This is a genomic window from Candidatus Nitrosopumilus sp. bin_68KS (assembly GCF_054095825.1).
Map to the genome: position 1 here is coordinate 33,692 of NZ_JBSWSP010000012.1, position 22,930 is coordinate 56,621.

The window sequence follows — 22,930 nt, forward strand, 5'->3', positions numbered from 1 at the left end:
TAGAATGGTTATATATAGCATCGACGCTTTTGCCGACATGAGTCAAGATATCAAATTGCTTAGAGTGAAAATCTTCGATGAGTTATCAAAGATTGTAGATCCGGAAATTAATACTTCAATTGTAGAATTAGAATTAATTGATGAAGTAGATATCAACGACAGTAATGTCAAAGTTGATTTGCATCTCACCAGTCCATTCTGTCCTGCTGTATTTGGTTTTAAGATTTGTCAAGATGTTCATGATAATCTCTTGAAAGTAGATGGAGTCAATGATGTTAAAGTGAATGTATCAAATCACTTTATGGCAGAGCAGATTAACAATCAAGTGAATAATAGCCCAAACCCAAAGAAGTTGGGTTAACTTCTAAAACCTAGTAAATAACCTCTAAGAAGCTGAATACCCATTGCAGGGTCTACCCCCTTTGGACATACCTGACTACAAGAACCAGCAAAATGACATCTCCAAATTCCGTGAGACTCGTCAATAATTTTTAATCTTGAATCTTTGCCTTTATCTCGGCTATCAGCAACATATCGATATGCTTGAGCTAATGCTTGAGGCCCAACAAAAGAAGAATCAGTTGCCATTGTAGGACATGCAGAATTACACAATCCACATTTGATACAATTTGCAAATTGTATGTATTGCTCTACTTCTTCAGGAGATTGTAGAAATTCTTTTTCATCAGATTCTAATTCGGTATCATCTCGAATAAGATATGGTTTTATTTTCTGATGGCTATCAAATAATCTTTCAAACTTTACTGCAAGATCCCGAATAACAGGAAAATTATTCATAGGTTCCACTGTAACAACGTTGGAGTTTAATTCACTAATTTTTGTAAAACATGCTAATCGAGGTTTTCCGTTAATCATCATTCCACATGAACCACATGTTGCTTGTCTACAGGAATAACGGACAGCAACTGAATGATCAAAATGTTTTTTGACATCAAGTATTGCTTCTAGAACAGTTGTCCATCTCTCATATTGTACATTAAACTCCATAAACTGACTTGATTCGTCATGTTCAGGATTAAATCTTGAAATTTTCAGAGTAATGGATTTTGCCGTGGAGGATTGTTCAGGTGGACCACTAGAAACTTGAGCCATTGCTATATCATCCCCATGTTAGTCATAATAATTGTTCTTGAGCCGTATGCTATTAAAGCAAACATTGTTGCAAGACAACCATATGAAACAGCTTTTTCATAAACACGTCCTTGTTTTAATTCTAACAGTATAACTCGTAACCCATTAAACCCATGAATAGAAAGTAGAATTAATATCAGTTCTAGCATTGCAGCATATGGAATGAATTTGTAATTTGCTAAAACGGATTCATATTCTAAAGACTCAGCAAAACCCATTGTAAGACGCATTAAAATATGAACTGCTACCAAGCCTACGGCTGCAAGAGCAGTTCCATAGTGAATTTTCATAATTGTGCTTTCTCTCATTTTATTCACCAAACATTACGGCTAATCCATACATCATAGCAATTGCAGCAAGAACGATTGCAGAGTAGATACCTATTTTGTGTCTGTAGTTTTGGGATGCTGGATCATATGGGTAATCAGGTCTAGCAGGTTTTCCTACTCCAACTCCGCCATGCCCCAACATCACTCTAATTCCATTAACAGTATGAAATACACACATGGCAATTACAATTGCCAAGAAAATATGTCCTTCAGTAGTTTGAGTTAATTCTAGGAATTCATCCCATCCTACTTGCCCTCTCAGAATATTACTTGTTTCATAAATGTGAGCTACAAAATATGCTAAAAGTCCCAATCCACTTAATCGCATTAACCAATAAGCTACTCGTTCGATACCATAACGACCTGGATTGGCCATTCCTTTGATTCCTTCTTTATGTTCGTCTTGGGTCATCTAATATTTCCTCTCAACTGGTTGATATTTTGTAATTGTTACAGGATGTGTTTTCATAATTGGTTCATTTGGATCATAGTATGCAAGGGTATGATGTAAAAAGTTTGCATCATCACGTTTAGTATAATCAGTTCTGGCATGTGCACCACGAGATTCTTTTCTATTAATTGCCCCAAGTAAAACAATTTCTGCTACTCTAAACATTGAATCAAGTTCCATTACATTTGCAAAATTGGTATTGTATTCTTTGGCTTTATCATCCACATGTTTCCAAGTCTGTGTCTTTAATTCACGAATTTTTTTAAGACCTGCAACAAGATCAGTTTCATTTCTATAGACATATGCTTTTTCATTCATTGTATCAGTAAGTTCCTGTCTAATTTCATAGGGATTAACATCACCATTTCCTCGAAATATTCCATCATAGATTCTCTTTTCTTCAGCAGCAACTAAATGATGTGGCCATGGGTTTGATGAAGTATCATTCATAGCATATTCTGCAGCTAATTCACCTGTGATTTTACCCCAAACAATGCATTCAGATGTAGAATTTGCACCTAATCTATTTGAGCCATGAACACTATTACATGCTGCCTCACCAGCAGCCCAAACACCTTGAATTTCTGTTGCACCATCAATATCAGTATGAAGACCACCCATCATATAATGGCAGACAGGTCTAATGTCAAGTAAATCTGTAGCAGGATCAACACCAGAAAATTTAATAGAAATTTCTCTAATTCCTCCTAATTTCTCTTTAATTTTTTCATCACCAATATGCCTCAAATCAAGTTTCATACAATCAACACCTGTTTCATGTTTGAACCCACGTCCTTCTTGAATTTCTGTCATGATTGATCTTGACACAATATCTCTTGGTGCCAATTCCATTTTTCCAGCAGCATAAGTTTTCATAAATCGTTCACCTTTATTATTGAGAAGATAACCACCTTCTCCTCGTGCACCTTCTGTAATTAAAATTCCAGAAGGCATGATTCCTGTTGGATGAAATTGTACAAATTCCATATCTTTGAGTGCCATACCAGCACGTAATCCCATATCCAAACCATCAGGAGTTGAAGAAAGAGCATAAGTTGAGAAACTGTATAATCGTCCAGCTCCACCAGTTGCAATTATGAGAGATTTTCCTTTAATTGTGTAAAATGTTCCTGAAGATAATTCAATTGCAGTAACTCCCATGAATTTTTTTCCATCGTGTATGACAGATGTTACAAACCATTCATTAAGATATTCGATATTTTCAAATTTCTGACATGTGTCATACAAAGTTTGCATTTCAAAGAAGCCAACTTTATCAGAGGCATATGTTGCTCTTGGAAAACTATAACCCCCAAAGTTTCGTTGATCAATTCTTCCATCAGGTCTTCTAGACCATGGCATTCCCCAATGATCTAATTGATGAATTTCTTTTGGCATTTCAACACAAAGTCTTTCTGCAACATCTTGGTCCGCAAGAAAATCACTTCCTTTGACAGTATCATAAACATGAGATTCAATGGTATCACCTTCATCCTCAAAGAGAACTGCTGCAGTTCCCCCTTCTGCAGAAACAGAATGAGAACGCATAACTTGTACTTTTGAAACAACACCAATTTTGAGATTAGGTCCCTTTTTTGCTGCTGAAATAGCAGCCCTTAATCCAGCAAGTCCTGAACCGCAAATAATCAAATCAAATTCTAAGGAATCAACCATTTTCAGACAAACTTGCTTGATGTGGGTTAAATATGTAGTAATTGTCAGGCACAACAGAAAAAATTAAAATATATCACTAGTGATATTACTAGTGATGATTTCTGAATGGTTTCAGAGAGTGGGAAGCTCAGTACCTAGAGGATTTTCAAGATATTTCATACTAGAGTTATTGAAGAAAAAAGATCACACTGGAAAGGAGATTATTGATTATGCAACCGAGCAAAGCAATGGAATTTGGAAACCATCACCAGGTTTGATTTATCCGTTATTGGGAAGGCTGTTAGAGGAGGGATTGATTGATGAAACAAAAGATGGAAAGTATCAACTTACACAAAAGGGTGCAGAGACTGCACAAGATGTAGATAAGGTAAATGATATTGTAAAAAAACAGCTAGAGGTTTTATTCAGATTAGGAAATGTAGGAAGATTTGTTGCAATTGATTTGCTTGAGAAGATATTCACGATAGGATCTATTCTGAGCTCAAATATTACAAAAATGACTGATGAGGAAACTCAGAAATATAAAAAATTCCTACAAGAGGAACTAAAAAAAATAGATGAATGTTCTTCCAAGAAAGGCAAGAAGATCAACATAGAATAATAATTTTTGAAAAGCAATAATTAATTGAGTTCAACCCCACTGGGGACTCTACCACCATTTTGGGGATAGAAATGGACATAGATTGTTATAATTTTAAAACCATAAATAATTCAGGTTAAGAGAAGATTCATGAAAAATTTGCGTACTATGTTAAAATCGAATAAACCCATTGTAATTCCTGGAGTTTATGATGCAATTGGTGCAAAGATTGCAGAGAAGGCAGGATTTGATGCTATGTTCCAAACAGGATATGGAACATCTGCAACACTATTTGGAATGCCAGATTATGGGTTTATTGGAGCATCTGAGACGGTAGATAATGCAAGAAGAATTTGCAGGGCAGTTTCAGTCCCAGTAATTGTTGATTCTGATACAGGTTATGGAAATGCACTAAGTGTTTGGAAGCTAGTCAAAGAACTAGAATCTGCAGGAGCTTCAGGAATGTTTCTAGAAGATCAAAGATGGCCTAAAAGATGTGGCCATATGCAGGGAAAAGAAGTTGTATCACAAGAAGAGTATACAGAAAAATTGGGAGCCGCGATTGATGCAAGAGAAAGTAAAGACTTTTTCATTGTTGCGAGAACAGATGCAAGAGCAACAGAGGGATTAGATGCAGCAATTGAGAGAGGACTTCAAAATAAAAAAACAGGAGCTGATGCAGTGTTTATTGAAGCGCCAAGATCATTAAATGAAATGAAAAAAATTGGTAAAGCAATTAATGCACCGCTTGTTGCAAATATGATTGAGGGGGGAGCAACTCCACTTAGTTCAGCTCAAGCATTAAACAAAATGGGATTTAAAATAATACTATATCCACTGTCTGTACTATTTGCAAATACATTTGCTACAATGAATATTTTACAAGAGTTAAAGAAAACTGGAAGTACTGCAAAATTTAAACAAAAAGTTGTAAATTTTGATCAATTTAATGATCTAGTAGAACTCCCAAAATATAGAAAAATGGAAAAGAAGTATGGGTTTTCAAAGAGAGAATAAAAGAAAAAATTTCAAGTAAAGTATACAGTTATGCTGTATTTCTCTTTACTTCAATTTCTATTGTTGAAACGTTTCTGGTTCTACCGTCTTGTGACTCTAGTGATTCTGAGCCTATTTTGATTTCTCCGATAGAGTAGCCTGCATTTTCTGTTTTTCTTGCAATGATTTGAGCTACATCTACAGCACGACCTATGCTGAGTCCTCTAGCTTTGATGTTGACGGCCGGTAAGTTTGCCAGTTGAATTAGCGTTGATGTTACATATGCCATCAATGGTTTCTTACCAATGAATATGGTGTCTCTGGCTTCGTTTGACATAGAAAATTTACTATTTAAGGATAATTTAAAGCTAAAAGTGTTTTTTTGAATTTGTTGAAAAAATATTGAAAAATTTTAACTAATATTAACCATAAAAGAGGATTTCTAGCTAACTTGGGAAACATTTCAAAAGTTTTAGAATCAGGAAATAGTCAAGAGAAAATCAAAATTTTAGAAACTATGAATAAAATAAACAACCCAATAATTTTAGAAAAAATTATTTCAAAATTAGATGATGATGATATTCAGGTAAGAGGTGAAGCATTTAGTTCGCTTATCTTAAATGAAAACGATATCAGTAATTTTTTAATTAAAAGCTTGAATTCTACAAGCAAAAATATCAGAGGTTTTGCATCCCTAGTATTAGCAAACAGAAATGAAACAAATTCAATCCCAGAAATAATTAAACTTACAAAAGATAGACGTTCAATGGTTAGATCATGTGCAATAGGTGCTTTAGGACATCTAAAGGCAAATGATGCAAAAGATATTTTCTTAGAATCACTTTTAGATTCAAATATAGAAGTAAGAAAGAGTGCCCTTCATGCAATAATTAATCTAAAAATTTCAGTTAACGAAGAGAGAAAAAATGAACTCATGGATCAGAAGGATCCTGAATTAGAAAAATTACTTTTAAAATTGAAATAGTGGACCGGAAGGGATTTGAACCCTTGATCCGATGCATGCCATGCACCTATCCTACCAGACTAGACGACCGGCCCAATTATCAGAAATCTGATTGAATAGAATTTTTTAAATTGGTTATTAACGTTTAGCGGTTTTGTTGAAATCCACCTGTAAAATTAACACAATATATTTAACCTTGATAATGATGGTTCAATCGTTATGGTAGTAGATAACAAAGCAACTGTCACTTATGTCCAATTACTAAAAGAAGATCTTGTAATAATTAGATTAGTTCCAAAAGATGGACCGATTCCAGATTATCAAGCAGGTCAATTTATCACATTAGGGTTACCAAATCCAACAGAAGGAGGTAAAATAGTTAGAAGAGCATATTCAATTGCATCACATCCAGAAAATAAAGAGTACATTGAGCTTGTAATTAGATGGGTAAGAAAACCACTTCCAGGTAGATTAACTACTCAAATATTTAATGCAAAAGAGGGAGATGAGATCCTCTGGTTAAAACCAACAGGCAGAGCATTGTTAATTAATGAAGAACTTCCAAACGGTGAAAAAGATAACAGAAGAATAATTTGTATTGGTGGCGGAACAGGTCTTGCACCATTTGTAAGTTTTGCACAGCATCTTCATGATACTGGAGATAAGAGAGAAATCATAGTTTTACACGGTGCAAGTTATGTTGATGAATTAAGTTACAAAGACTTGTTAACAAATCTTGAAAACGAAAGCATAGCAAAAGGTAAAGATGAATGGAATTTTAAATATAGAGCAGCTATCAGTAGACCTCAAGAATGGTTTAACAGATCATGGGCAGGTCAAATTGGAAGAGTTGAAACATTTTTGAGACCTAGAGAGAACGGAATGTCCCCTCTAGAAGAATTAATTGGAGATACTATTACTAAAGATAACACAATGTTCTATGTTTGTGGTTGGCAAGGGACAATTGATGGAGTAATGGACTTTTTGAAACCAAAAGGATTTGTCACTGAACATGATAAACGTGAAGATGGAAGCTTTGAAGTCAAATACGAATCATACGGATGATTTTTTTAAAAATCAACTCTAAAATCAATCATTGAAATAGAAGAATCATTTAGGAAAATCAATTGATTACTGCTCTATATCTTGCACATCTAAATCCCGTTACTAATGCCCATGTTGAAATAATTTCAGAATTAAAAAAAGAGGCAGATATTGTTAAAGTTATGCCAGTTGTTTTCAAAGATGGAGAAAAAGAAGTCAACAGTAAAAGTTTTCCATTTAATTTTGAAACTAGAAAGAATATGCTTTTGTCAGTTTTTGGAGATTCAATTCAAATTACTGATGATTATGCTTTTTTTTCTCCATTTAAGAAATACTTACCACCACTGCTTGCTCCTAGATCATGGAAATTAAGAAAACAAATTCTTAGAGGAGTGAATAGTGATTTTTTTTCATATACAGGTGACAAGGCAGAAGGGTATATGCTGAAAATTTACAGATTGAAACCCAAAATAGGGGAAAGAAAAGCACTTTCTGCTGCATCTGTAAAAGAGAAATTGTATGACGCAGCTCTTGGAAAAGAATCTTCATGGAAAGAACATGTTCCAGAAAACATTGCCAAAATAATTGAGGATGATTGGAAAACAGTTAAGAAATATGCAAATTCTGAGGATTTGACTACCAGAGTTGCAGGAATGAAATTTCCTAAAGAAGGATGGTCAAAAAAATCACCATAAAGCGAAAAAGCATACCCATACTTACCAAAATTGCAGATTCATCAGATTGAAAATAGATTAATACACAACTGCTAAAATTTTCCTATGAAACTTCCACTTTCAAAATATGTCTGGTTTGATGGAAAGTATGTCATTTCAGAAAAAGCCCAAGTTCCTATCACTACCCATGCAATTCATTACGGAACATCAATCTTTGAAGGAATCCGAGCTTACTGGAACGGAAAAAATCTATTCATCTTTAGACTAGATGAACATGTTAAACGATTTAGAAGATCAGGACAGTTTTACAATATTTCACTTAATTTTTCAGACCAAGAAATCACAGATGCAATAATAGGAATATGTAGAAAAAATAAGATAAAAAAATCATGTTACATCAGACCATTTTATTTTGTAGGGGATTATGGAATTAATTTACACGTAACTGAAAAGGCACCAACAAATGTTGCGATTTTTACATTTCCTTTTGGAGATTTATTTAACAAAAATGGAATCACAGCAGGAGTTGTGTCTTGGAGAAAATTCTCAGACATGTCTACACCCCCACAAGCAAAGATGGGTGGGAATTATCTCAATTCAATCATAGCAACACAAGAAGCAAAAAGAAATGGTTTTGATGAGGCAATTTTGCTTGATCATAATGGAAATGTAAGTGAAGCACCAGGAGAAAATATCTTTATTGTTAGAGAAGGACAATTGATAACACCAACATTATCATCATCTGCACTAGAAGGAATTACTAGAGACGCTGTAATAAAAATTGCAAAAGATTTGGATATGGATGTAGTAGAGAGAGACATTACAAGAAGTGAGTTAATTATTTCAGAAGAAATATTTCTTACAGGTACTGCAGCTGAGATCACACCAATTATATCAATGGATTCAAAAAAGATTGGAAATGGTAAACCCGGAGATCTAACAAAGAAGATGATGGAAGAGTATACAGATATTGTAATGAACAAAAATGTTGATTATTCACATTGGTTGACGGATGTGTATTAGATGAAAATTATTCAAATTGGAACTGGTGGATGGGGTAAAAACCACACAAGAATTTTATCCCAATTGGGCGTGCTTTCGGCAATTTGTGATACAGATTATAAAAAATGCAAAGAGTATGGAGAAAAATACTCTGTAAATTATTATGATTCATTAGATGAGTTGCTAAAGTGTGAAGAATTCGATGGGGCTTTTGTTGTAACACCAACATCAACACATACCCAAATTGCAAAAAAATTGTTAGAGGCAAAAAAGCATGTATTTGTAGAAAAACCAATGACTTACAAATCTGAGGATGGTGAAATACTTGCAAAACTTGCAGAGAAAAATAAAGTGATTCTCACATGTGGGTATATTGAGCGATTTAATCCGGCAGTGGGCGTAGTAAAAAAATTTGTGAAGGAAAAAAAATTTGGCGATTTAGTAATGCTAGAATTTCACCGTGAAAATAGAATGCCTCTTCATATCAAAGATGTTGGGATAATTTACGATACATCAGTTCACGACATAGATACTGCTAATTGGTTATTTGATGACATGCCTCATGTTGTATTTGCAAGAGCAGGCAAAATTAAACATGAACATGAAGATTTTGCAAGCATCATGCTTGGATACAAAGATGACAAGGTTGCAATTATTTCATCAAATTGGATTACTCCAAAAAAAGTAAGAAAATTTAATGCAGTATGTACTGATGCAATAATTTCATCAGATTTTATCTCTCAGGAAATAACAGTAGAAAAAGATGAAGAAAATGAAACTATTCAAAATGAGAAACAAGAGCCATTATTATTAGAAATTAAGAGTTTTCTTGGAGCAATTGAAGGTAAAAATGAACATATTGTCAAATCACAAGAGGCAGTAAACGTGACAAAAATAGCAGAAGCGGCACTTTTATCTAGTTTAAAGGGAATTCCAATTTATCTCGATTTAAAATGAACAAAACAATGATGGATATCTTAGCATGTCCAATTGATAAAAATCATCCTTTAGAATTATTTGAGATCAAAGAAAAAGATGATGTAATTTCAGAAGGCGCATTATTTTGTAAAAAATGTTCAAGATTTTATCCAATTATAGAAGGAATTCCAATAATGCTCCCTGATGAATTAAGGGACAAAAAACAAGAGATTGATTTTCTGCAAAATTACAAAGAGGAATTACCTGAAAAAATCATAACGCAAGGAAATCCATGGCATTTGTGAGATAATGGTTACAAATTTTATTTCAAATAAAGCAAAAATTGGTGAGAATGTTCAGATTTGGCATTTCTCATACGTAGGAGATAATGTAGAGATAGGCAATAATGTCAAGATAGGTTCTCTTGCACATATTGATTATGATGTAAAGATTGGTGAAAATACAAAGATAGAAGGTCAAGCATACATCCCACCTTTATCTAGAATTGGAAAGAATGTTTTCATTGGTCCCGCAGCTGCTCTTACAAATGATCCATTTCCAATGTGTGATAAAATGATAGGAGTTACCATTGAAGATAATGTAATAATTGGTGCACGTGCAGTAATCAAAGCTGGAGTCACCATAAGAAAAAACAGTGTTGTTGCAATGGGAGCTGTAGTAACAAGAGATGTTCCTGAAAACTCAGTTGTGATTGGCTCTCCTGCAACTATTAGATATAGTAGAGAAGAATATGACAAAAAACAAAGAGAATGGAAAGAAAGCTAAGATTTTATTTCTTTTCTAAAAATCCAGTTTTTTAATTTTGCCAAAATTAGAATCCAAACTACAACAAGTACAATCGCAATAATGGCTTTTATGATTGATGAAATAAATAGATCCAACTGACCAAAACCAGAAATTGAGATTGGCCCTAAAATTGTAACAAGAATTCCCCCACCAAGTAGAATCAAAATCCACATGGCAAACAAGAAACCATATAGACCAGACTTCATGGATATAATACTCCCATCAAAAGTGCAGTAATTATGGCCAAGATTCCTGAAAATATTGCAAGTTTGAATATTGCAAACCCAACCTGTTTTTCGGAAAGTGGACCACCAGCAAGAATTAACCTTACCAAAGTTACAGGAGCAGTTTTGTCATCAGTTGCTTTTAGTTTAAAATCATCAGTGTGCTCTACAGGTTTTCCCTTGACTTGCCTGTGTTCTACTATACGTTTTACGCTTGATAAAAACAAAAATGAGTTGATAACAGCAGGTAATAGTGCAACAGCAGCAATAATTTCAACCCCGCCTACAATAGCAATGGCACCATACATTGCACCTAGAGTTAATGCACCAGAATCCCCAGGAAAGATTTTACTTGGTACTTTATGATATTTGTAAAATGCTAAAGAAACAAATCCTAACGGTAAACTAATAATTGCAATTTCATAATTTTGTATTACAAACAAACATACAGATAATGAAAAACTTGCAATAACCATAAAGCCACTGGCAACTCCATTTAAAACATCAATTGAATTAATGGTGTTTCCAGTAATTGGAATCATAAAAATAATTAAACCAAGATATAATGCTGGAATTTGAACTGTACCAAATATAGGAAAAGCAAGATCTGAATCATAAACACCAAATACAATGATTGGAAGTGCAGCGATTGCAAGTGCTACAGGTTTAAACCAACCACCCATGACTTTTCTGTCATCAACATATCCAATTAGAAAAGCTGCAAATGTTGTAATGAGTATTGCTAGAATTTCATTGATTTGTAAAAATGCATAAAGAACAATTTCTGATGCAATAATTCCTGCAATAATAGATATTCCACCAGGTCTTACAACCATTACATCTTCTTTTTTATTCACATCCTTGACTGCAAAATTTCTTTTTTCAAGGAATTTAATTAGAGGAGGAGTAGATACAAAAACTACAAAAAATGCAACAATGCAAGAAACTAATGCTGGAAATATTAATTCAATCAATTATCTAACCTTTCGTAACTCTGCCTTTATGTTATCCGCAATGGTTGAACCAATTTTATCAATCTCTGCCAATTTATTCACCGGAATTTTTGATAAATCATCTAAATTCTTTATTCCATGTTTGTATAGAATTCTAGCTCTGACCCTTCCAATTCCTTTAACTTTAACCAAGTCAAGTAATTCCTTTCTAATCCCATAGACAATTCTTGTTCGTATATCAGCCAATTCATCTAGCAAATCAGCTCTCTCGACGTGTTTTGAAATCTCTCTTAAGCAATATGTAAGCCAATTAGCATTTTCAGCCATCCTATGCATGTCCCCAGATTCTATTCCAAGGCTATCAGAGAGAGACAATTCAGAAGACTCAGTAATCCAAGATTGTAAAGCCAAGAGACTTCTTGAACAATCATATTCAGAAATTGGCTCTAGTAATTCTGAAGAATTGTTTTCTATCATCAAACTAGCTGATTCATAGTCTTTTTGCCGTAGTGAAAATTTTGGAAAAAATTCATCACAATTAGAAATTAAATGTAAAAATCCAAACGTGTGATTTCTTTCTTTAGATACATTTTCAATTGCATCTCTAAAATATGTTGCAGTTAAAGGATCAATGTATAACATCGATGTCTTTTTTCCAAATTCAGTAGCTGCGTATCTTTCTCCTTTTTTGATTATCAGATATTTGCTAGAAAGAAAGCGCAAAGAAATATCAATTGCAAATTTTAATGTGAGTTTTCTTGATTGTAATCCCCCCAAGGTTTGCATAAAGAATTCTAAAATCTCTTCTTTTTTAATTCCAGGATGAGTTACAATAACACTGAGAATATGAGTTCTCAAAGATTTATCATCAGTGATCTTTGAAACAATTGGTTCTGGTTCTCCGTTAATGTAATACTCTATAAGATCTTCAGTATTTCCATTTCCAACAATTATTGATTCACCATAATCATCGTATTGAGGACGACCTGCTCTGCCACATAGTTGTTTGTACTCTAGAATACTAATTGGTCTATTTGCTCCAACCTTTGCATTATATCTATTAATATTTGAAATCACAACTCTTCGTGCAGGAAGATTCACTCCTGCAGCTAAAGTTGGGGTAGATGATAGTAGCTTGATTGTTCCTTTACGAAATTCAGCCTCAATGATTTCTCTGCATTTTTGATTTAATCCTGCATGGTGAAATGCAACTCCTTTTTTAACAAGAAGTGCAAGTGTTTTTACTAATTCAGTATGTTCATTTTCAGAGAGGATTTTTTTTGATGTTTTTTCTAAATCGCTTAATTCACTTTTTTTTAAAATCTGAAAAATTGCATCAGCAGCTTTTGTTGCAAGAGATTTTGAGCGAGTTCTAGTTTCAGCAAATACTAGGGATTGACCCCCTTGTTGGACAGATTGCACGCCTAAATCAATAGGAGTTCCACGTAGGCTACGCTCAACTTCAAATGTTTTACCATCACTCATTGTAACCTCTCCTCCATCACATACTCCTTCAGAGAGAGGTACTGGTCGCCAGTCATTTTTTACGAGTTTACAATTTAGCCAATCTGCAATCTCATCAGAATTGGTAATTGTTGCACTAAGGCCTACAAGTTGGGGTTTTGTATCCAAAAGTTTTAGCTGAGTCAAAATCATTTCAAGTGTTGGTCCCCTATTTTCATCACCTATCAAATGTACTTCATCTGAAATTACTAGACCAATTTCTTCAACCCATTCCACACCGTGTCTAATTATTGAATCCATTTTTTCATTTGTTAATATCAATACGTTACTTTTCTCTAGATTTTTTTCAATATTTTCAAAATCACCAGTAGATATTCCAACTTTGATTTTTTTCCCCAATGCTACTTTTTCTAATTTTTTAAATTCAGAAAATTTTTCGGCAGCAAGTGCTCGTAATGGACTAAGATAAACTACCTTTCCAGTATTTTTTGAAAGAAAACTAATCATTGCTAGCATTGCAATCAAAGTTTTTCCACTTGCAGTAGGAGCAGATACTAGAATACTTTTACCAGATAACAATCCAGACTTTACACTATCAGCTTGTGGAGGGTATAATTTTTCATAACCTTGTGAGTGTAAAAAATCAATTGCTGATTTTGGAAGATCTAGTTTTTCAATTTTCATACTCGGTTATAGTGACCGGGTTTTGATTCATAAATAGATGCTTCTCTGAGCATTCTTCTGATATAGTTTCTTGCTTCCTCTTCTGTGAATTTTTCACTCTTTTCAAGTTCTTGGACAAATGTTCTTTCCTCTACTGGAACTTTATTATCACCTTCTAAACTTTTGAGGACATCCATAAATAATTGCATCTTTGAGACCTCACTTCTTGGCTTTCCTTGTAAGACTCCAAGATCTACCTTTCCAGTATTAACATCAACACCTGCATCTTGAAGCATACTCTGAATTAGAAAGATTGCACGTTCAGCATCCTCTTCTTCTACCTTGTCTTTCATGAGTAATCTTGCTCTAGCAGTAGAGAGTCGAATAATTCCTTCTAATTGTCTTGGAGTTACAGTGATCATTTCTTCCGATTCTACATTTCTCATCTGAAGATAATAAGATAGAATTTTCTCTTCTGCTTCTTTTGTCATTTCAGGAATTCCACGTTTTGCATATGAGAGATATTTGGTAAGCAAATCAACTTCGATGACAGATTTTTTATCAGTTCCCTTTGTGGTGTTTCTTTGAATGATGTGTCTTGCAATCTTTTCATCACGCTCTTTTGTTGGAATATCCCTTACAACAAAGATCAGATCAAATCTGGTAAGTAATGGGATTGGAAGATTTACGTTTTCTGTAATATTTTTGAATGGATCATATTTTCCATACATTGGGTTTGCAGCAGCTAAAATTGAAGTTCTAGCATTTAGTGTTGCAACTATACCACCTTTTGCAATACTAGCTGACTGTTGTTCCATTACCTCGTGTAAAGCACTTCTATCTTCAGGTTTCATCTTATCAAATTCATCTATACTTACAAGTCCTTGATCTCCAAGTACGACTGCGCCAGCTTCTAACATCATAATTCCTGTTTTATCACGAACTACAGCAGCTGTAAGTCCTGCAGCAGTTGAACCTCTACCAGACGTATACAAACCTCTTGGTGCAATTCTTGCACAGAATTTTAACATCTCACTTTTTGCAGTACCAGGATCTCCAACTAGAAAAACGTTAATGTCTCCTCTAATCTTACTTCCATCACCAAGCAATCTCTGATTAGAACCTACAATTAGTAACAGAATAGCTTCCTTGATTAGAGATTGTCCTTGAATGTGTGGAGCAAATGAATCAATTAATCGTTGATATACATCAGAGCTTTGACTGAGTGATTTAATCATTTTTTCTTCTTCAGGGGAAATTTCTTCTCTTCCGATTTTTCTATCAGTTTTAGAACCACGTCCACTTAAAAATTCAATATTATTTCCCTCAATTCTTAATCGATACAATCCACTATGACCTCTCTGAATTCCTGCAACAGATTCTTGCTCAACTCTTACAACACCCGTAAGAATAATTCTATCACCAGGCCTCGAATTATCTACCAAATCCTGCCTAATTGTCACATCAATATAATGAGGAAGTTGACCTGGAGGTAAATCCTCAGGAAGTTCTTGTAATCTAAGAATCTGAAAATCAATAAATTTACTTGCTTCTGGCTTTAACTCAAAATCTCGCTGTTTACAATTTGGATTGTCACATACTACAGGAATTTTTACATCCATTCCTTTTAGTTGAATTACTTTGGTAGTATGCTCATCAGGACAGACAAAGACTAGTTCTTTTGCTAGAGGCTTTACTTCAGATGCTCTAACTACCATTCCTGAAACACTAGTAATGTGTCCAATTGTTTCAGCATTAATTTGTCTTAAACTTCGTTCAAGTGGAAAATTAATTAATCTTACACGAACTTCATCTTTAATTTTTTCAGCGTAATCAGGAAATCTTGTTTGTAAAGCTTCTTTGATTGCTCTTGAAAATGCATCAAATATCCTATCAGGGTTTGAAGAAAAAATTACTTCAATTTGTGGCTCTACTACTAAATCATTATAATCTACGATGATATATTTTGCATTCTTTGGCATCATCTCATCGATTGCATCTACATACTTGTAGACACCATCCTTATCTTTGAATCTAGTTAGAAATTCTTTTACTTTATCAGATAAAGCCGAATCAGTAAAAGTACTAGTTTGTTTGACGCTCATTTATGCCTCCTGTAATTTGTTTTTCAAATTCTTTACTGTTATCATAGATAGTTTTGTAAAAAATATTTTCTTCAACAGTAAGTTTGTTGTATAATTCAGAATTTAGTTTGATAGAGTCGGCCATTTTTACAAGTTTACCTCTTCGCATTCTAAATAATTCTAACATCATACTTTCAACTTTATCAAAGTCATCACGATTCAATTCTTTTAATGACTCTCTTAATTTAATGTAAAAATGTGGATCAAGTGTCGATATTTGATATTCTCCGACCATCTTTTCTTTTGATAGTGCTTGTTTTAATTCGGTAATCATATCAGGGGAATCTAAAACCCCCAAGTTATTATCAGATAGAATCTTTCCAATCCACTGAGGAATATTGTTAGTATCACCCTGAGTTGCTTCAATTTTTACTCCAGCAACATTGAATTTAAAATCTTGATTAACTGTAAATTTAGCATCCTTTAGGCGGTATCCAATAGAATGCACTTTTTCAATTTTATCAATTTCCATGCGAGATCACTTATCCTCTTTTAGATCCTCAAGTATCGGATCGATCAATTCTGTTAACAATTTAGTGAGATCATTTGATCCTAATTAATCTCAGGCTGATCGCAAGAAGATTTGGATAGATTTTGATTTTAAGATATGGTATGATACTATAACCAATTCGGATTTATTAATGGGGATTAGCCCTTAGGACTCATGTTGGATAGTGGTATGTGGGTAGAAAAGTATAGACCAACAAAACTCACAGAAATTGTAAATCAAACTGAAATTATTGGTAGTTTAGAGGCATTAATCAAAGATCCAACAGATATGCCACATCTGATGTTTTCAGGTTCTGCAGGAGTTGGAAAAACAACTGCTGCATTATGTATTGCAAATCAAATTTTGGGGGAAAATTTCAAAGATTACACACTGGAGCTAAATGCATCAGATGAGAGAGGAATTGGCATGGTCAGAGAGAAGGTTAAGAAATTTTCAAGATTTGCAGGAATGGTTGAAGTTCCATTCAAGATAATCATTTTAGATGAAGCAGATGAGATGACTACAGATGCTCAAACAGCACTTAGAAGAATTATAGAAGACACTGCAAAATTTTGTAGGTTTATTTTCATTGCAAATAACATATCAAAAATCATCGACCCAATTCAAAGTAGATGTGCTACCTTCAAGTTTACAACAATTCCAGAAGAGGATCTCATTAAAAGATTAGAAGAGATTGCAAAAAAAGAGAAAGTCAAATTTGATAAAAAAGGTCTCAAAGCAATTTATGATTATTCTGAAGGAGATATGAGACATGCAATTAATCTAATGCAGGCAACTGCAAGTCTTGGAGGTATTACTGAGGAGCATGTCAAGGGTTCAGCAGGTCTAACTAAAACCTCTGATGTAGATGAAGTTCTAAAGATTGCGTTATCAGGTAAAGTTGCAGAAGCAAGAGAGAAGATGATAGAACTAATCAAGGTGTATGGAATGTCAGAATCAGATTTTCTAAAATACATCAACTCAGCAGTGTTCAAATCAAAGCATGAAAAGTTATCAGATATTTTAGAGATTATTGCAAAATATGATTATAGAGTTCTAGTTGGAGCAAATTCTGAAATTCAGTTATCTGCAATGCTAGCAGAACTTGGAAAAATAGAAAATTAAAACGCAGAGAGAGGGATTTGAACCCCCGTATGCTTGCGCACACAGGCTCTCAAGGCCCGCGCCCTACCGAGCTAGGCGACCTCTGCGAAAACTCTTCGATTGAAGTGATTAAAATTTGTTGATGTGAAATAGAAAAATAAGAAAAAAGAAAAATTTTCTTTAATCGTGTGCGTGAGGTCCGCCACCACTTGATGGCATTTTAACATATGTTCCTGCTGCCTTCTCATGCCATTCTTGATTTGATGCTTCAATTCGAATAGCTCCTTCAGGACAGATTTCTTGACATGCCATACAAACAGTACAATCATGTTCTCTGATTGGTTGTGATTTGTCTGTATAATCTAATCTTTCATCTTGTTCTGTAAGACCAGTTCCTTCAAAAGTTTCACCCAGACATTTTTCTGCCGGAATATCTTTTTCGGTTCTGTACCACTGGAAGGTTTGGACGGGACATACACTCATGCATGAACCTGCTGCAACACATGAATCCCAATCGACTGCAACCGTAGTACCATGAATTCCTAGAGGAACTTGTGTTTCTCCTCTTGCTTCATAGGCTGCCTTTACATCATCGTTTGAGAATGCTGCACCATCGGATCTTCCGTCACCCCAGATAAAATGTAGATTTTCACCATCGGAATGACTTGTTTTACCTTTTGGCTTTACGTCATTATGACAAAAGTCTTCAGGAATTTGTAGATCTACCATAATCAGACTATCTTAAAATATTATTTAAATCTAGATATAATTAGTCGAGACTAAATAAAAAATAAAATAAAAATTTCTAGATATAATGGGTCTTGAAATTCTAAAGAGTTTTGGCTGCTGCTTCATGTTTTTCAACATTTGATTGATCAACTTTGATAGCTTGTGGTGGGCATACAGATACACATGCCATGCACCAAATACAATCATGTTCTCTGATTGGATCTGCCTTGTCAGTTAGATCTTTTCTTTGATCTTTTTCATTTGAACCAGTTCCTGCAAAAGTTTGACCAACAACATCTTTGGCTGGAATGTCTTTTTCAGTTCTGTACCATTGGAATACTTGAACTGGACATGCTTCAATACATGCTCCATCTGCTACACAAGAATCCCAATCAACGGCTACCATTGTTCCACTAACACCAAGAGGAACTTGTTCTTCTCCTCTTGCAGTGTATGCTGCCACTACATCAGAATCTGATAATACTTCAGCTGGTGAGCCATCAGTGTTTTTTTCTTTACCTGGACCCCACATGATATGGAAATTTCCATCATCGAGGTTTATTTTTCCAATAGGCTTTAGGCCTTCAGGAAAATTTTCTGCTATTGGCATAGTATAATTTTTCAGGGTTATTATTTAAAGCTAGATAAGGCAAATTATGGATTCATAGTAAAATATTGATCCATTAGGAATGATTTCCTTACGTTCATAACGCTGAACGATCAATTCTCTGGATATGGATATTATCAAGTTTGATGTATATCGTGGTCCTAACATTGGAGTTTACACTAAAGTAAATGATAGCGTAATTTTACTTCCAATGGGATATGCACAATCAAAAGCAGACAAACTTGCAAAACATCTTGATGTGGAATGTCTATTCATGTCAATTGCCAACACAAGACTAATTGGAGCATTATGTGTAATGAACAACAAAGGAATACTAATTCCGAAAACATCGTACCAAGATGAATTTGATTTTCTCAAAAATGAAACTGAGTTAGAAGTAGGTGTTCTTGATTCAAAATTATCTGCCTTAGGAAATGTAATTTGTACTAATGACAAAGGGGCAGTTGTTTCCCCATGGTTATCATCGGAAGACTGCAAAAATATTTCAGATGTTTTAGGAGTAGAAGTTATTCAGAAAAAAATTGCAGGTTTTAATCAAACAGGTTCTGTAATGGTTGCAAATAATTCCGGTGCCGTCATCCATCCAGAAGCTGATGAAGAAGATATGAAGACATTTTCTAATTTATTAGGCGTAAAAATTGAGCAATGTTCTATTAATAATGGAATCCCATATGTTGCATCAGGAATACTGGCAAATAATCATTCTATAGTTGTAGGATCATTAACTACAGGTCCTGAAATTATGATGTTAACTAGATCTTTTCTAAATTAAGAACAGATTTTGGATCTTCAGTTAATTTCTCTAGTGGAATTGTCCCTTCTGTTCCTGTAATCATATCTTTTAGAACAACATTTCCTTCTTCAAGTTCATCAGGTCCAACTATAATTGAGAATTTTGCATTGTTTGCAATATCCATTTGCTTTTTCAGATTTCTTCCTGCCAAATCAATGTCAGTTGGAATATTATTTAATCTCAATAGCGAAGCAATTGAATGAGCAACTTTTTGCATTTCCTCATTGATGTACAATACTGCAACTCTTTTTTGTAATACTTCGGGGATTATTTTTTGCTCTTGCATTGTAAGAATAATTCTCTCAACTCCTCCGGCAACTCCAGTTGCACCAATATCCTCTCTTCCAAATGCTTTAGTTAGTGTATCGTATCTACCACCACCTGCTAATGCGCCTAGTGTAGAATTTTTATCAAATACTTCAAAAACCATCCCTGAATAGTAATCCAGTCCTCGAACTATACCAAAATTAATTCTAACATTGGATACTCCTCTATTTTCAAGTGAATCAAATAGCTGTTTTAGTTCATCCCAGGATTCTAATTGTGTTGTATCAAATAATTTTTCAACTTCTGAAATTGTTCCTTTAATTTGTGAGAACTCTAGAATCTTTTGTATTTTTTCTGTTTCGTATCCTTTAGATTGAAATTCTTTTAGAATTTCATCTTTTGATTTTTTTGCAATTTTATCTACTGCTCTTAATATATCAGATATCAGTTCAGGTTCTTTTGAATCAAAAATTTTGTTAATGTAAGACTCTACAAGATTTCTATGATTAATGTCAATTGAAATTCCTTTGAGCAAAAGTGAATCAAATAGTCTGGAGGTCAGTTCAATAATTTCAGCTTCTGATTCAATGGAGGGTTTCCCATATACCTCTATATCCCATTGGTGAAAATATCGATATCTGCCCTTTTGTGGTTCATCATATCTGAATACGCCGCCAAAACTTGAGAGTTTTGCAGGCAGTTTCATAGATTTTTGAGAAGATGCATATCTTGTCAGACCCATTGTAAAATCAAATCTTAATGCAACTTCTCTGTCCCCTTTATCTTTGAAATAGTAAATTTCATCTCTAATTCCTGGACCTGATTTTGTTTCTAAAGTAGATAGTAATTCAATCGGAGAGGGATCCATAAATGAAAACCCATACAAATTTGATAGTTGCTTGAAATGGTATCGAATATGCTCAAGATTTGCATTTTCTGCACCCTCAAAATCTTTCATTCCTCGTGGTAGTTCCAAGATGATTCTTTCTTAGATGGTTGTGATTTAGATATTTCTGTGATAATGCCAGTTTTTTAAAGAGATTTTTTCTAAGAAACTTGTGCCAATTGAGAAAATTACTCTTGCAAAAGATTTGGAGATTTGTAGAATTCTAAACGGAATGTGGCAAGTTGCAGGAGGTCACGGTCAAATTGAGAAAGATTTAGCGATTGCAGATATGATAGAATATCATAATTCAGGATTTACAACCTGGGATTTGGCAGACATTTATGGTCCTGCAGAATCATTGGTAGGGGAATTTAGAGAAAAAATTGACAATACTCAATCACAAGCACTAACTAAATTTGTTCCAAATCCAGGTCCAATGAGCAATAGTATTGTTACCCACTACATTGAGCAATCATTAAAAAAAATGAATACTAATTGTATTGACTTACTTCAGTTTCATTGGTGGGATTATAATGATACAAGTTATCTTGATGTACTACATCACGTGTCAAAATTGCAGAGCGAGCAAAAAATAAAACATTTGGGATTGACAAACTTTGATACTGAGAGAGTTAGAATAATGATCGAAAATGGCTTTCATATTGTGTCAAACCAAGTTCAGTTTTCTATTTTAGATCAAAGACCAGAAAAAATAATGACGCCATTTTTTATAAAAAATGGAATAAAGATTCTGACATATGGAACGTTGTTAGGAGGATTCTTTTCTGAAAAATATGTAGGATCAGATGAACCACATAGAGGGGAATTAACTACAGCTAGTTTACAAAAATATAAGAATATGATAGATATTTGGGGAGGGTGGCAATTATTTCAAGAATTACTTTTTAGTATTGATAAAATTGCAAAAAAACATCAATGTAGTATTGCAAATATTGCTACTAGATTTATACTTGATAAACCTCAAGTTGCAGGAGTAATTATTGGAGCAAGATTGGGAATTTCTAATCACAGAAATGACAATGCCAAAGTTTTTGAAATAAAATTAGATAAGGATGATATTTCATCGATTAATTCAGTTACTGTAAAATCAAATAATTTGTTTGAGAAAATTGGAGACTGCGGAGACGAATACAGATAGGAAATTCATCATAAACTATGCAGAACTAGACAGTTTTTTTAAAACTTTATTTTAATATGCTTGAGTTTACAAAATTATTTTAGAAATATGCGAAAAGATCTCATAATGGGAGCAGGTGTTGGAATTCCACTTGTGATTTTCATGATTTTCATAGGTGGGGATGGACATTCATCATTTGATTTTGCAGAGTCAGAAAGAATTGAAGATTCAAAACGAATTAAATTAGAAGCATCTCAAAGTAATTTACAATCTTCATTAAATTGCTCTGGTAGTGCTCAGTGTTTTGAGGGCACAGTTACTAAAATTATTGACGGCGATACAATCATAGTTGATGGTCAATCAATTAGATTTGCATTATCATCGGCTCCAGAACTAAAGATGTTTGGAGGTGAGGATTCAAGAGAATTTATTGAAACAATTTGCCCAATAGGGTCTAAAGTTATGGTAGATGAGGATGATGGACAAATTCTTGGAAGTTATGGGAGAATGGTTGGCGCAGTAACATGCAATGGTGTGAATCTTAATTCAGAATTACTAGATGCTAATTTAGGATATTTACAAGATAGATTTTGTGATTCAAGTGAATTTGGAAAAGAATTTTGGGCCCAAAAACATGGATGTGTAAATTCTGTCTTAGAATTGGAGATTCCAAATAAAACTCTAGAACACAGTAAAGATAATTGTGATGTATCATATCCAGACTTTTGTATTCCATCTAGTCCACCGGACTTGGATTGTAAAGATATGGAACGAAAGAAATTCACAGTATTACAACCTGATCCACATAGATTTGATTCTGACAAAGATGGTATTGGTTGTGAATCTTAGTAAATGC

The 22,930-nt window shown here is 34.0% G+C and carries 27 protein-coding genes and 2 tRNA genes; 14 read left to right on the forward strand and 15 right to left on the reverse strand.

The window, feature by feature from the left end; all coding sequences use genetic code 11:
• The first annotated feature begins 37 nt into the window (after positions 1 to 37).
• A complete protein-coding gene (locus tag ACW9W3_RS05930) occupies positions 38 to 361 on the forward strand; it encodes a metal-sulfur cluster assembly factor (RefSeq protein ID WP_182129910.1) in 324 nt (107 codons plus the stop codon).
• Here ACW9W3_RS05930 and ACW9W3_RS05935 read toward each other — a convergent pair.
• The 4 genes from ACW9W3_RS05935 to ACW9W3_RS05950 are packed head-to-tail and all read right to left on the reverse strand — an operon-like array spanning position 358 to position 3,606.
• Entirely contained in the window at positions 358 to 1,113 is a 756-nt protein-coding gene (locus ACW9W3_RS05935) for a succinate dehydrogenase/fumarate reductase iron-sulfur subunit (protein ID WP_457765234.1), read from the reverse strand. The two genes, ACW9W3_RS05930 and ACW9W3_RS05935, sit on opposite strands and share 4 nt — an antisense overlap.
• 2 nt (positions 1,114 to 1,115) lie before the next feature.
• A complete protein-coding gene (locus ACW9W3_RS05940) occupies positions 1,116 to 1,460 on the reverse strand; it encodes a succinate dehydrogenase (RefSeq protein WP_457765235.1) in 345 nt (114 codons plus the stop codon).
• Position 1,461: 1 nt separating this feature from the next.
• Positions 1,462 to 1,893, reverse strand: a complete 432-nt coding sequence (locus ACW9W3_RS05945; RefSeq protein WP_457765236.1) for a succinate dehydrogenase — start codon at positions 1,891 to 1,893, stop codon at positions 1,462 to 1,464.
• Positions 1,894 to 3,606: a succinate dehydrogenase/fumarate reductase flavoprotein subunit gene (locus ACW9W3_RS05950; RefSeq protein WP_457765237.1), complete on the reverse strand. Its 1,713-nt coding sequence runs from the start codon at positions 3,604 to 3,606 to the stop codon at positions 1,894 to 1,896.
• A gap of 94 nt (positions 3,607 to 3,700) precedes the next feature.
• Here ACW9W3_RS05950 and ACW9W3_RS05955 point away from each other — a divergent pair, with 94 nt between their 5' ends.
• A complete protein-coding gene (locus tag ACW9W3_RS05955; protein WP_457765275.1) occupies positions 3,701 to 4,207 on the forward strand; it encodes a PadR family transcriptional regulator in 507 nt (168 codons plus the stop codon).
• 147 nt (positions 4,208 to 4,354) lie between these two features.
• A complete protein-coding gene (locus tag ACW9W3_RS05960) occupies positions 4,355 to 5,203 on the forward strand; it encodes an isocitrate lyase/PEP mutase family protein (RefSeq protein WP_457765276.1) in 849 nt (282 codons plus the stop codon).
• Between the two features lie 28 nt (positions 5,204 to 5,231).
• Here ACW9W3_RS05960 and ACW9W3_RS05965 read toward each other — a convergent pair whose 3' ends face one another.
• On the reverse strand, positions 5,232 to 5,519 hold the full coding sequence (locus ACW9W3_RS05965) for an AlbA family DNA/RNA-binding protein (protein WP_048117992.1): 288 nt from the start codon (positions 5,517 to 5,519) through the stop codon (positions 5,232 to 5,234).
• Positions 5,520 to 5,633: 114 nt separating this feature from the next.
• On the opposite strand from ACW9W3_RS05965, the gene ACW9W3_RS05970 reads away from it, so the two are divergent.
• Positions 5,634 to 6,167, forward strand: coding sequence for a HEAT repeat domain-containing protein (locus ACW9W3_RS05970; protein ID WP_457765238.1), 534 nt, complete (start codon positions 5,634 to 5,636; stop codon positions 6,165 to 6,167).
• Here the strand turns inward: ACW9W3_RS05970 and ACW9W3_RS05975 are convergent.
• Positions 6,168 to 6,241, reverse strand: a tRNA-Ala gene (locus ACW9W3_RS05975). It lies immediately after the preceding gene.
• A 124-nt stretch (positions 6,242 to 6,365) separates the two neighbouring features.
• On the opposite strand from ACW9W3_RS05975, the gene ACW9W3_RS05980 reads away from it, so the two are divergent.
• The 6 genes from ACW9W3_RS05980 (at position 6,366) to ACW9W3_RS06005 (ending at position 10,570) form a co-directional block, all read left to right on the forward strand.
• Entirely contained in the window at positions 6,366 to 7,211 is an 846-nt protein-coding gene (locus tag ACW9W3_RS05980; protein ID WP_457765239.1) for a ferredoxin--NADP reductase, read from the forward strand.
• A 62-nt stretch (positions 7,212 to 7,273) separates the two neighbouring features.
• The gene (locus ACW9W3_RS05985) at positions 7,274 to 7,885 is read left to right on the forward strand and encodes a hypothetical protein (protein ID WP_457765240.1); all 612 of its coding nucleotides are present in this window, start codon (positions 7,274 to 7,276) and stop codon (positions 7,883 to 7,885) included.
• A gap of 84 nt (positions 7,886 to 7,969) precedes the next feature.
• Positions 7,970 to 8,887, forward strand: a complete 918-nt coding sequence (locus tag ACW9W3_RS05990) for a branched-chain amino acid transaminase (protein ID WP_457765241.1) — start codon at positions 7,970 to 7,972, stop codon at positions 8,885 to 8,887.
• Positions 8,888 to 9,823 carry a Gfo/Idh/MocA family protein gene (locus ACW9W3_RS05995; RefSeq protein WP_457765242.1) on the forward strand — a complete coding sequence of 312 codons (936 nt, stop codon included), beginning with the start codon at positions 8,888 to 8,890 and terminating at the stop codon, positions 9,821 to 9,823.
• A complete protein-coding gene (locus ACW9W3_RS06000) occupies positions 9,820 to 10,089 on the forward strand; it encodes a Trm112 family protein (protein ID WP_457765243.1) in 270 nt (89 codons plus the stop codon). The genes ACW9W3_RS05995 and ACW9W3_RS06000 overlap by 4 nt, the downstream gene beginning before the upstream one ends.
• Positions 10,090 to 10,093: 4 nt before the next feature.
• Positions 10,094 to 10,570: an acyltransferase gene (locus tag ACW9W3_RS06005; RefSeq protein WP_457765244.1), complete on the forward strand. Its 477-nt coding sequence runs from the start codon at positions 10,094 to 10,096 to the stop codon at positions 10,568 to 10,570.
• On the opposite strand, the gene ACW9W3_RS06010 is transcribed toward ACW9W3_RS06005, so the two are convergent.
• The 5 genes from ACW9W3_RS06010 to ACW9W3_RS06030 are packed head-to-tail and all read right to left on the reverse strand — an operon-like array spanning position 10,567 to position 16,511.
• Entirely contained in the window at positions 10,567 to 10,797 is a 231-nt protein-coding gene (locus ACW9W3_RS06010; protein ID WP_457765245.1) for a hypothetical protein, read from the reverse strand. The two genes, ACW9W3_RS06005 and ACW9W3_RS06010, sit on opposite strands and share 4 nt — an antisense overlap.
• Positions 10,794 to 11,789 (reverse strand): MraY family glycosyltransferase, encoded by a 996-nt coding sequence (locus ACW9W3_RS06015; RefSeq protein WP_457765246.1) that lies wholly within the window; start codon positions 11,787 to 11,789, stop codon positions 10,794 to 10,796. The genes ACW9W3_RS06010 and ACW9W3_RS06015 overlap by 4 nt, the downstream gene beginning before the upstream one ends.
• The gene (locus tag ACW9W3_RS06020; RefSeq protein WP_457765247.1) at positions 11,790 to 13,916 is read right to left on the reverse strand and encodes a DEAD/DEAH box helicase; all 2,127 of its coding nucleotides are present in this window, start codon (positions 13,914 to 13,916) and stop codon (positions 11,790 to 11,792) included.
• Positions 13,913 to 16,000, reverse strand: coding sequence for a minichromosome maintenance protein MCM (locus ACW9W3_RS06025; RefSeq protein ID WP_457765248.1), 2,088 nt, complete (start codon positions 15,998 to 16,000; stop codon positions 13,913 to 13,915). Before ACW9W3_RS06025 ends, ACW9W3_RS06020 begins: the two co-directional genes overlap by 4 nt.
• Positions 15,981 to 16,511 carry a hypothetical protein gene (locus tag ACW9W3_RS06030; RefSeq protein ID WP_457765249.1) on the reverse strand — a complete coding sequence of 177 codons (531 nt, stop codon included), beginning with the start codon at positions 16,509 to 16,511 and terminating at the stop codon, positions 15,981 to 15,983. Before ACW9W3_RS06030 ends, ACW9W3_RS06025 begins: the two co-directional genes overlap by 20 nt.
• 192 nt (positions 16,512 to 16,703) lie before the next feature.
• On the opposite strand from ACW9W3_RS06030, the gene ACW9W3_RS06035 reads away from it, so the two are divergent.
• Positions 16,704 to 17,654, forward strand: a complete 951-nt coding sequence (locus ACW9W3_RS06035) for a replication factor C small subunit (protein ID WP_457765250.1) — start codon at positions 16,704 to 16,706, stop codon at positions 17,652 to 17,654.
• A gap of 2 nt (positions 17,655 to 17,656) precedes the next feature.
• Here the strand turns inward: ACW9W3_RS06035 and ACW9W3_RS06040 are convergent.
• The 3 genes from ACW9W3_RS06040 to ACW9W3_RS06050 all read right to left on the reverse strand — a co-directional run bounded on the left by ACW9W3_RS06040 (position 17,657) and on the right by ACW9W3_RS06050 (position 18,972).
• Positions 17,657 to 17,740 (reverse strand) — tRNA-Ser (locus ACW9W3_RS06040).
• A gap of 73 nt (positions 17,741 to 17,813) precedes the next feature.
• Positions 17,814 to 18,362: a 4Fe-4S dicluster domain-containing protein gene (locus ACW9W3_RS06045; protein WP_457765251.1), complete on the reverse strand. Its 549-nt coding sequence runs from the start codon at positions 18,360 to 18,362 to the stop codon at positions 17,814 to 17,816.
• A 100-nt stretch (positions 18,363 to 18,462) separates the two neighbouring features.
• Positions 18,463 to 18,972, reverse strand: a complete 510-nt coding sequence (locus ACW9W3_RS06050) for a 4Fe-4S dicluster domain-containing protein (RefSeq protein WP_457765252.1) — start codon at positions 18,970 to 18,972, stop codon at positions 18,463 to 18,465.
• Positions 18,973 to 19,096: 124 nt separating this feature from the next.
• Between ACW9W3_RS06050 and ACW9W3_RS06055 the strand changes: the two genes are divergently transcribed.
• A complete protein-coding gene (locus tag ACW9W3_RS06055; protein ID WP_457765253.1) occupies positions 19,097 to 19,762 on the forward strand; it encodes a translation initiation factor IF-6 in 666 nt (221 codons plus the stop codon).
• On the opposite strand, the gene hisS is transcribed toward ACW9W3_RS06055, so the two are convergent.
• Positions 19,743 to 21,026, reverse strand: coding sequence for a histidine--tRNA ligase (gene hisS / locus ACW9W3_RS06060; RefSeq protein ID WP_457765254.1), 1,284 nt, complete (start codon positions 21,024 to 21,026; stop codon positions 19,743 to 19,745). The two genes, ACW9W3_RS06055 and hisS, sit on opposite strands and share 20 nt — an antisense overlap.
• 82 nt (positions 21,027 to 21,108) lie before the next feature.
• On the opposite strand from hisS, the gene ACW9W3_RS06065 reads away from it, so the two are divergent.
• Entirely contained in the window at positions 21,109 to 22,095 is a 987-nt protein-coding gene (locus tag ACW9W3_RS06065) for an aldo/keto reductase (protein ID WP_457765255.1), read from the forward strand.
• 105 nt (positions 22,096 to 22,200) lie between these two features.
• Positions 22,201 to 22,923, forward strand: a complete 723-nt coding sequence (locus ACW9W3_RS06070; RefSeq protein ID WP_457765256.1) for a thermonuclease family protein — start codon at positions 22,201 to 22,203, stop codon at positions 22,921 to 22,923.
• The last annotated feature ends 7 nt before the right edge of the window (positions 22,924 to 22,930 follow it).